General features: G+C 68.7%; 9 protein-coding genes. 6 read left to right on the forward strand and 3 right to left on the reverse strand.

The window, feature by feature from the left end:
• Both GV790_RS28365 and GV790_RS28370 read left to right on the forward strand, forming a co-directional pair.
• Positions 1-1,986 (forward strand): ATP-binding protein (locus tag GV790_RS28365; protein WP_163817829.1); only part of this gene is annotated, 1,986 nt, incomplete at its 5' end.
• Between the two features lie 48 nt (positions 1,987-2,034).
• Positions 2,035-2,433 (forward strand): NUDIX hydrolase, encoded by a 399-nt coding sequence (locus GV790_RS28370; protein WP_163817831.1) that lies wholly within the window; start codon positions 2,035-2,037, stop codon positions 2,431-2,433.
• A 495-nt stretch (positions 2,434-2,928) separates the two neighbouring features.
• Here the strand turns inward: GV790_RS28370 and GV790_RS28375 are convergent, their stop codons facing one another.
• Both GV790_RS28375 and mca read right to left on the reverse strand, forming a co-directional pair.
• Positions 2,929-3,234, reverse strand: a complete 306-nt coding sequence (locus GV790_RS28375) for a hypothetical protein (RefSeq protein WP_178128455.1) — start codon at positions 3,232-3,234, stop codon at positions 2,929-2,931.
• On the reverse strand, positions 3,234-4,118 hold the full coding sequence (gene mca / locus GV790_RS28380; RefSeq protein WP_280212768.1) for a mycothiol conjugate amidase Mca: 885 nt from the start codon (positions 4,116-4,118) through the stop codon (positions 3,234-3,236). Before mca ends, GV790_RS28375 begins: the two co-directional genes overlap by 1 nt.
• Positions 4,119-4,268: 150 nt before the next feature.
• Here mca and GV790_RS28385 point away from each other — a divergent pair, with 150 nt between their 5' ends.
• Positions 4,269-4,742 carry a DUF4307 domain-containing protein gene (locus tag GV790_RS28385; RefSeq protein WP_163817836.1) on the forward strand — a complete coding sequence of 158 codons (474 nt, stop codon included), beginning with the start codon at positions 4,269-4,271 and terminating at the stop codon, positions 4,740-4,742.
• A gap of 291 nt (positions 4,743-5,033) precedes the next feature.
• On the forward strand, positions 5,034-5,528 hold the full coding sequence (gene greA / locus GV790_RS28390) for a transcription elongation factor GreA (protein WP_036539687.1): 495 nt from the start codon (positions 5,034-5,036) through the stop codon (positions 5,526-5,528).
• A gap of 94 nt (positions 5,529-5,622) precedes the next feature.
• On the opposite strand, the gene GV790_RS28395 is transcribed toward greA, so the two are convergent.
• Complete coding sequence (locus GV790_RS28395) at positions 5,623-6,765, reverse strand: cystathionine gamma-synthase (RefSeq protein WP_163817838.1); 1,143 nt, start codon at positions 6,763-6,765, stop codon at positions 5,623-5,625.
• Positions 6,766-6,857: 92 nt separating this feature from the next.
• Between GV790_RS28395 and GV790_RS28400 the strand changes: the two genes are divergently transcribed.
• Together GV790_RS28400 and GV790_RS28405 are read left to right on the forward strand one after the other, a co-directional pair.
• Positions 6,858-8,033 carry an acyl-CoA dehydrogenase family protein gene (locus GV790_RS28400; RefSeq protein ID WP_163817840.1) on the forward strand — a complete coding sequence of 392 codons (1,176 nt, stop codon included), beginning with the start codon at positions 6,858-6,860 and terminating at the stop codon, positions 8,031-8,033.
• Between the two features lie 213 nt (positions 8,034-8,246).
• Complete coding sequence (locus tag GV790_RS28405) at positions 8,247-8,789, forward strand: DUF4254 domain-containing protein (protein WP_163817842.1); 543 nt, start codon at positions 8,247-8,249, stop codon at positions 8,787-8,789.
• The last annotated feature ends 230 nt before the right edge of the window (positions 8,790-9,019 follow it).

Here is a 9,019-nt window from a genome sequence, read left to right on the forward strand (position 1 = left end):
GCGTTGTTCGGCGGCCAGCCGCTGGCCGCCGCCCGCTGGACCACCCTCGGCCTGGACGGTCTCGAAGCCGGACTCTCCGATCAGCTGCGCATGCTCTCGGGCGGCTCCCGCGCCGAGGACCGGCACCGTTCGGTGCGCGCCGCGCTGGACTGGAGCCACGACCTGCTCGACCCGGATGACCGAGTGCTGCTGCGCCGAATCTCGGTGTTCATGAAGTCGTTCGGTGTGCAGGCGGCCGCCCGGGTCGCCGGATTGGACCTCGGTGTCGCCGCCGATGGCTTGGCCCGGCTGGCCGAGCAGAGCCTGCTGGTCGTGACGGCCTCCGCGAACGGCACCGAATTTCGTGCGCTGGAAACCATCCGCCAGTACGGCATGGAACGTCTGACGCAGGCCGATGAACTGCTCGACACCCGGACCCGCCATCTGCGCTGGTGCCTGGCCGAAGCCGAGGCGCTCGACGTGGTCGGCACCGATTGGCGCGCCCGCTTCGACCGGGTGGCCGACGATTTCCGGGCCGCCATGGCCTGGGCCGCCGACCGGGCGGACCAGCGCACCGAGGCCCGCGAGCTCGCCGAGCGGATGGCTCGACTGTGCTTCACCCGCAACCTGATCGGCGAATCCCAGATGCGCTACGAGCAGGCCGCCGCCCTCGCCGACGATCCCGCCGTGGCGGCGGCGATGCTGCGGCAGGCGGCGGGCGCGGCCGGATGCCAGCTGCGCGGCGAAGACATGGACCGCCTGCATCGCGAGGCCGCCGACGCCGCCCGCCGATCGGGCGACTCCGCGGGCGCCGCCTGTGATCTGGCCACCGCGGCGGCCGACTCCTACCGGTTCGCAGGCAAATTCGTCCGGGTGCTGCCGCCGGCGGAAGCACTGGCGCTCATCACCGAGGCGCGGGAATTGGCCGGCGACGACCCACGGGCTCAGGCAGCCGTCGCCTTGGCCGAGGCCGGGCGAACGCTCACCGACAACCTCACCGGGCAGCACCCGGAAGGCGAGGTGGTGCCGGAAACCCTCGCCCGTGCCGAACACGCCGTCGACCTCGCGCAGCGCACCGGCGATCCGCTCGCCGCCTCGGCAGCACTCGACACTCTCGCCGGCGTGCAGAGCTGGGCCGGTGACACCTTCGGCGCCGCGGCCACCACCCTGCGCCGCATGACGGTCCTGGAATCCGCGCCGCGCACCCCGGCCGCCACCCACGAGCTGATCGAAGCGCTGGGCGAAGCCACCGAAGCGTGCCTGGGCGCAGGCGATCTGCCCGGCGCCCGCCGCTGGGCGCGGCAGCTCGCCGATCATCCGCTGCTGGCCGAGGTCGGCCATCGTGCCACGAGCTGGTTGCTGGTGACCGACGCGCTGTCGGGTGAGGTCGAGCGGGTCCGCACCCACAGCGTCCGCTTTCTCGACTCCTGGCACCGGGCAGGCAGCCCCGCCCGCTCCCTGCTCGGCCCCGCGATGGCCGGTGTGGCGATGGTCCACGATCTGCGCGACGACCAGAACGCGCACGCCGAATGGGCCGAGTACGCGCGCCGAGCCGACACCACGCCCGTCCGGACGCACGGCTACGGCGCCGTCTTCGACGCGCTCGCCCTGCTCCACCACGGGCAGCCCGCGCAGGCGTTGCAGCGCATGGCCGCCGGCCCGGACGAGGTGTGGCGCTGGGTCACCTGGATCTGGCTGCACTGGTACGTCGCGCTACGCGCGGAAGCCGCCGTCCTCGCGGGCAACGCCGAGGCGAACGAGCGCATCGCCGAGGCCCGAAACATCGTGGCGGGCAACCCCATTGCGGAAGCTCTCGTGGAGCGAGCCGATGCCCTGCTCGCCGGAGACCCGCAGCGGACGCTCGCCTCGGCCGCCACATTCGAGGCGGCAGGCTGCGGTTACCAGGCGGCGCGCTCCCGAGTCCTGGCCGGCGGAGATCACGCCGCCGCGGGCTCCGCCGCGATCGCCGGCCTCGGACTCACCCCGATGGTCCCGGTCCGCGGGTAGGAGCGAACCCCCAGAAAATCCGGTTGATCGGCTTCCTACAGTGGAACCGTGATCCGTACCGCCGCACTCGCCCACATCCGTGACCGCCGCCTCATCCAGACGCGCTCGGTGGGGAAAGAGGTTTTCTACATGGCGGGCGGCAAGATCGATCCCGGTGAAACTCCGGTGGAGGCGCTGCACCGCGAGATCCGCGAGGAGCTCGGCGTCGGGGTGACAGATGTCAGCGAGCTGGGTGTGTTCCACGCCGAGGCCTATGGGCACGCGCCGGGCACCCCGCTGCAGATGAACTGCTTCACCGCCGATCTCACCGGCGAACCGACGCCGACCAGCGAGATCGCCGAGCTGCGCTACTTCACCGTCAGCGAATACGCGGCCATGGATCACGTCGCACCCGGTTCGATGATGGTGTTCCGGCACCTGCACGAACTCGGTCTCATTGATTGGTGAATGCGGTTGCCGAGCCGACACTTCCGGCACCGCGAGTTCTGGCACCGGGCACACGTGTAAAGCCCACTACCAGTTTGCTTCCCGATCTCTCGGACCTCGGGCAACCACCGTCGCCGTTGGATCTCGGCCGCACAACAAACCCGTAGCAACCGAAAAACCCGGTGCGGTGGGAAAACTCGGCCGGTAGACTGCACAGTGCGCCCGGAACGAGCGCAGCGGCGCCCCCACCCCGAGCTATCGCAGTTCACCAGGGTGAAGCGATGCGCCATCACCGAACTCATCCCGGGCGTCCAAACTTCCGCACCGCGAATCACGATCTGCGGGATCGATATACGAAGCGGATAGGTCCTCGCCGTGCACCGGCCGGATCTCCGCATCCGTCTTGCGAACTCAGCCGATCAGTTCCGCAACCAGCGTCGTCTGGCGACCCCTCCACGCACAGCAGTCGGGCCCGAGACCACCCACGGTCTCGGGCCCGATGTGAAAGCTCAGAACTCAGCCGGTTTCAGCACGTCCGCCGGCATCGGCACGGCCATCGGAATCGGCGCGCTTGTCCGCGTCGTCCTCCGCCTCCGCGCGCAAGGCGATCCCCGGCTCGGTCCCCTCATCGGCGGCTTGGTCCGGCTCCGGATGTTCGGGCTCGAACTGCTCGGGCAGGTTCTTCAGATGCTTGTTCATCGAACGCACCAGCAGGAACGTGCCGACCAGCAGGATCAGCACGATGATCAGGCCGAACGGCGAGGCCTTGCCGAATTCGGGGCCGGTCGGTGTGCCCGGGGTCTGGGCGAGTAGAGCGAGCATCACCGGTGCTCATCCTCGATACCGGCGAACAGATCGTTCTCGGGCAGGGCGGTGCGCACGCGGGTCTGGGCCAGCTCGAACTCCTCGGTCGGCCACAGCCGCTGCTGGATCTCCAGCGGAATGGCGAAGAACGCGCCGTTGGGGTCGATCTGGGTGGCGTGGGCGCGCAGGGCGTCGTCACGCTGCGGGAAGTACTTCGCGCACTCCACCTGGGTGGTGACCCGCGTCATCACGTCGCCGCGCTCGACGGCGTACTTGCGCATCCGGTCCAGCCACTCGCGCATCGGGAACGGCTCACCCATGCGCTCGTACTCCTCGGCGAACACTTCCAGCCTGCGGATGCTGAACCCGTGGTCGTAGTACAGCTTGAGCGGCGTCCACGGCTCGCCCGCGTCCGGGAACTTCTCCGGATCGCCCGCCGCCTCGAACGCGGCCACCGACACCTTGTGGCACATGATGTGATCCGGATGCGGATAGCCGCCGGTCTCGTCGTAGGTGGTCATGACGTGTGGCTTGAACTCGCGCACCACCCGCACCAGCGCCTCGGTGGCCTCCTCCAGCGGGACCAGCGCGAAGCAGCCTTCGGGCAGCGGCGGCAGCGGATCGCCCTCGGGCAGGCCGGAGTCGACGAAACCCAGCCAGGTCTGCTGCACACCGAGGGCAGCGGCCGCGGCCGCCATCTCCTCGCGGCGGATCTCGTCGATCCGGTCCAGCACACCGGGGGTATCCATCGCCGGATTCAGGATGCTGCCGCGTTCGCCGCCGGTCAGCGTGACGACGAGGACATCGTTGCCTTCATCGGCATACCTAGCGGTGGTCGCGGCGCCCTTGCTCGATTCGTCGTCGGGGTGGGCGTGCACCGCCATGAGGCGAAGGCCACTCACTTCACGTTCACCGTCGCTCTCGCATCGCGGGTGGGTCGGGAGAATCCCGTCAGGTCTTCGTTCTCTATAGTTCCATTCCGACCGATTCTGTTCCGACCTACCCCCCGCGAGCGTCCTCACACGCCCGCAACGGGGGCCGAAGGACACCGCATGCCCCCGGACCCCAGCCGCGCCGCCGACGTCGCGGCCCGCAATGCCGACCGCTACGGCGCCCGCCCGGCGGGGCAACGCACCAGGCGCAACCTGATCGCGCTCGGCTTGGGCCTGATCGTGCTGGTGGCCGGGGTCGTGGTGGCCTACCTCGGCTGGTCGAAATACGGTCCGGACGATATCCAGGCCGAACAGCTCGGCTACACCGTCATCGACGATTCGACCGTCGAGGTGCGGATCAAGGTCACCCGCGACGACGCCACCCAGCCCGTCGTCTGCTTCGTCCGCGCGATGTCCAGGGACAATGCCGAGGTTGGCCGCCGCGAAGTGCTGATCGTGGGAGCCGACCCGAACGCCGCCGAGGACTACGGCACCATCGAGCTCACCACCCGCGTCCGGTCCTCGGAACGGCCGTCCTCGGCCAGTGTCTACGGCTGCACCGACAAGGTGCCGCAGTACCTGCGCGCGGGGTGAAATAGCGCCGTTACGGCGCGAACTGTTCAGAAAATAAACTCCGACCTGCGCATTTATGAACCATGCTAAAATGGCTTCACGCACGGTTCCGGGGCACGGAGCCGTGTTTGCTGCATTGGCGGCCGGCGCGGTTCCGGATCGGCGAGATTATCCGGGATCAGGTCTGTGAAGGTTCGAAGAACTTCCCAGGAACGCTCCAGCCGTCTGCTTGTGCATGCCCGTGTGCGGGTAGGTGCTCGCAGTATCAGGGAATCCTGGCTCGCCGGGAACAACTACTAGGGAGTGATCGAGATGACTGAGACGCAAGTGACCTGGCTGACCCCGGAGTCGCACGACAGGCTCAAGAGCGAACTCGACGCGCTCATTGCCAACCGTCCGGTCATCGCCGCCGAGATCAACGAACGCCGTGAAGAGGGCGACCTCAAGGAGAACGGCGGATACCACGCCGCGCGCGAGGAGCAGGGTCAGCAGGAAGCTCGCATCCGCCAGCTGCAGGAACTGCTGAACAACGCCAAGGTGGGCGTCGCGCCCACCAAGTCCGGCGTCGCGCTGCCGGGTTCCGTGGTCAAGGTCTACTACGACGGCGACGAATCCGACACCGAGACCTTCCTCATCGCCACCCGCGAAGAGGGCCTCAGCGACTCCAAGCTGGAGACCTACTCCCCCAACTCGCCGCTGGGTGGCGCGCTCATCGACGCGAAGGTCGGCGAGACCCGCGAATACACCCTGCCCAACGGCAACACCATGAAGGTGACGTTGATCAGCGCGGAGCCCTACCACAGCTGATCCGGCTCGCGGCCGGCGTCGCCCGGCCGGGCCCACAGACGCGAACGGCCGCATCCGATTCTTCGGGTGCGGCCGTTTCGTCATCTGCCGGGTCTCAGCTCAGCGCCTGCTCGATGTCGGCGAGCAGGTCGCTGACGTCCTCGATGCCCACCGACAGCCGCACCAGATCCGCGGGTACCTCGAGCATCGAGCCCGCGGTGGAGGCGTGGGTCATGGCCGCCGGGTGTTCGATCAGCGATTCCACACCGCCCAGCGATTCGGCCAGGGTGAAGATCTTGGTGCGTGAGCAGAAATCGCGGGCCGCCTCGGGGCCGTCGTTGAGCCGCACCGAGATCATGCCGCCGAAGCGGCGCATCTGCTTGTCGGCCACCGCGTGCCCGGGATGCTCGTTCAGGCCGGGGTAGATGACCTGGGAGATCTTCGGGTGCCGAGTCAGGAACTCGGCGAGGGTTTCGGCATTGTCGCAATGCCGGTCCATCCGCAGGGCCAGGGTCTTGGTGCCGCGCATGGTCAGGAAGGCGTCGAACGGGCCGGGGACGGCGCCCGCACCGTTCTGCAAGAACGCGAACGCGGCGTCGAGTTCGGCGTCGTCGGTGATCAGCGCGCCACCGATGACGTCGGAGTGCCCGCCCAGGTACTTGGTGGTCGAATGCACCACGATGTCGGCGCCGAGCAGCAGCGGCTGCTGCAGGTACGGCGTGGCGAAGGTGTTGTCGACCACCAGCTTGGCGCCCGCCGCGTGCGCCACGTCGGCGAGGGCCGGGATGTCACCGATGCTGAGCAGCGGGTTGGTGGGAGTCTCGATCCACACCAGCTTGGTGTTGGGGCGGATCGCGGCGCGCATCTCGTCGACGTTGAACACGTGCGCGGGCGAATGCTCGATGCCCCACTGGCTGAACACCTTGTCGATGAGCCGGAAGGTGCCGCCATAGGCGTCGTCCGGGATGACGATGTGGTCGCCGGGACGCAGCGTGGCGCGCAGGGCGCAGTCGGTGGCGGCCATGCCGGAGGCGAAGGCGCGGCCGTAGCGGCCGGCTTCCAGCGCGGCGAGGTTGGCTTCCAGGGCGGTGCGGGTGGGGTTGCCGGTGCGGCCGTATTCGTAGCCGTCCCGCAGGCCGCCGACGCCGTCCTGGGCGAAGGTGGAGCTCGCGTAGATGGGCACGTTCACCGCGCCGGTCTGGGGATCGGGATCGAAACCGGCGTGCACGGCCCTGGTGGAGAATCCCAGCTCACTCATGTGCCTCAGCCTAAAGGCAGCGTTTTCCGGGCCGACGGCCGGTTCTCCCGTTGGGCGTGTCGGCGCCCGCGAGGCCCGTTTACGCTGTCCCCATGGTGACCGTCGAAGAACTGTTCGCGATCGATGCGCTGCTGTCCGATACCGAACGCGAGATCCGCGACACCGTCGCGGCGTTCGCGGCCGAACGGCTGCGCCCGCACATCGCCGACTGGTTCGAGGAGGGCACCTTCCCGGCCCGCGATATCGCGCCCGAACTGGGCAAACTCGGTCTGCTCGGTATGCACCTGGAGGGTTACGGCTGCGCGGGCATGTCGGCCACCACCTATGGCCTGGCCTGCCAGGAATTGGAGGCCGTCGATTCCGGCGTGCGCTCGATGGTGTCGGTGCAGGGTTCGCTGGCGATGACCGCGATCCACAAGTTCGGCTCCGAGGAGCAGAAGCAGCAGTGGCTGCCGGAGATGGCGGCGGGCCGCGCGCTCGGCTGTTTCGGGCTGACCGAACCCGACTTCGGCTCCAACCCCGGCGGCATGCGCACCCGCGCCCGCCGCGACGGCGACGACTGGGTGCTCAACGGTTCGAAGATGTGGATCACCAACGGCTCGGTGGCCGATGTGGCGGTGGTGTGGGCGCAGGTCGACGTCGACGGCAAGCAGGTCGTACACGGCTTCCTCGTCCCGGCGGGCACGCCCGGTTTCACCGCGCGGGAAATGCATCGCAAGCTCTCGCTGCGCGCCTCGGTGACCGCCGAACTCGATTTCGACGAGGTGCGCCTGCCCGCCGATGCCCTGCTGCCCGAGGCGCGCGGACTGTCCGCGCCGCTGGCCTGCCTGAGCGAGGCCCGGTTCGGCATCATCTTCGGCGCGCTCGGCGCGGCCCGCGACTGCCTCACCGCCACCATCGAATACGCCCGCACCCGCGAGGTTTTCGACAAACCACTGGCCGCCTACCAGCTCACCCAGGCCAAGATCGCCGATATGGCGCTGGAATTCGGTAAAGGGCAGCTGTTGGCGCTGCATCTGGGCCGGTTGAAGGATCGCGGCGAGATCGCTCCGGAACAGATCAGCGCGGGCAAACTCAACAGCACCCGCGAGGCCATCGCGATCGCCCGCGAATGCCGGACGATTCTGGGCGCCAACGGAATCACGCTGGATTACCCGGTGCTGCGGCACGCCAACAATCTCGAATCGGTGCTCACCTACGAAGGAACGGCCGAGGTTCACCAACTGGTGCTCGGAAATGCGCTCACCGGAGCCAAAGCGTTCCGGTAGACGGCGATTCGGTGCGGCGCCGGGCCCTCCGGCGCTCTACCTCACCCAGCGGCCGGGCGCACGCTGCGAACATTGTTACCGCTTGTCATTCGAGGGCCATCTGGATGTCACCCATCGGCCCCGGCGATCGCGCACGCTATGAGTGCACCCGAAGACGGGTCCGACGCAGCAGGAAACGGCGGGTGCGCTGACACCGAAATGCGGAGGTGCGCAATGAACTCGCTGTCGTCCGGTACTACCGTCCACACCACGGTCACCGATTACCGCCAGAGTTTCCGGGCACGCGAACGCGGCACCCTCGCCGACCCGGTCGACGCCCGCCCGCTACCCGATCAGCGCGACCTGGTCGCGGCTTTCGCCGGCCGCCGCGAGGAACATCCGCTACTGGACTGGGCACAGGAACTGGCAGATCTGCACCGCGCCCGGCAACGCAACCCGCTCGCCACGGCCGGAATCGATTGCCGCCGACACGAACTCGTCGCCCGCATCGACAACTGGGTGCGCACCCGCATCCCCGGCCGCTACGCCACCCGGCAACTGCGCGCCGCCTCCCTCGGCGCCACCGTCGACCGCATGGCCGCCGCCCACGTCCACGCCAGCCACCTGCTGCACACCGCCGAACGCGTCTCCGACGACCGCGTGCACGCCGCGTGGTACCGCCTGGCCCTGCTGGCCGACACCTGGACCGACCTGATCACCAGCGCCCCCGACCAGACCCGTCCGCACGGGCGGTACCGGGCGGGCTCGACGCCGTAACCCGGCGATCGGCGCGTCGTCACGCGTGTTTCCCGGCAACGCCGCCGCGACCCTTGCCCGGGCAAATCGGATTTCGATAAGGTCACAGCCAGCCGAGGGGGCGGAATTCCGAATCCGGTCCCGTATTCGCGTGACCAGGATCGGGAGGAGCCGGTGATGAAACTGGTGCGAGGGCGGTACCTGCTCGCTATCGGGGCTGTGGTGTTGGTTGCGGCGGCGTTGCCGGGAAA

The sequence above is a fragment of the Nocardia cyriacigeorgica genome, assembly GCF_010858045.1.
Taxonomy (GTDB): Bacteria; Actinomycetota; Actinomycetes; order Mycobacteriales; family Mycobacteriaceae; genus Nocardia; species Nocardia cyriacigeorgica_E.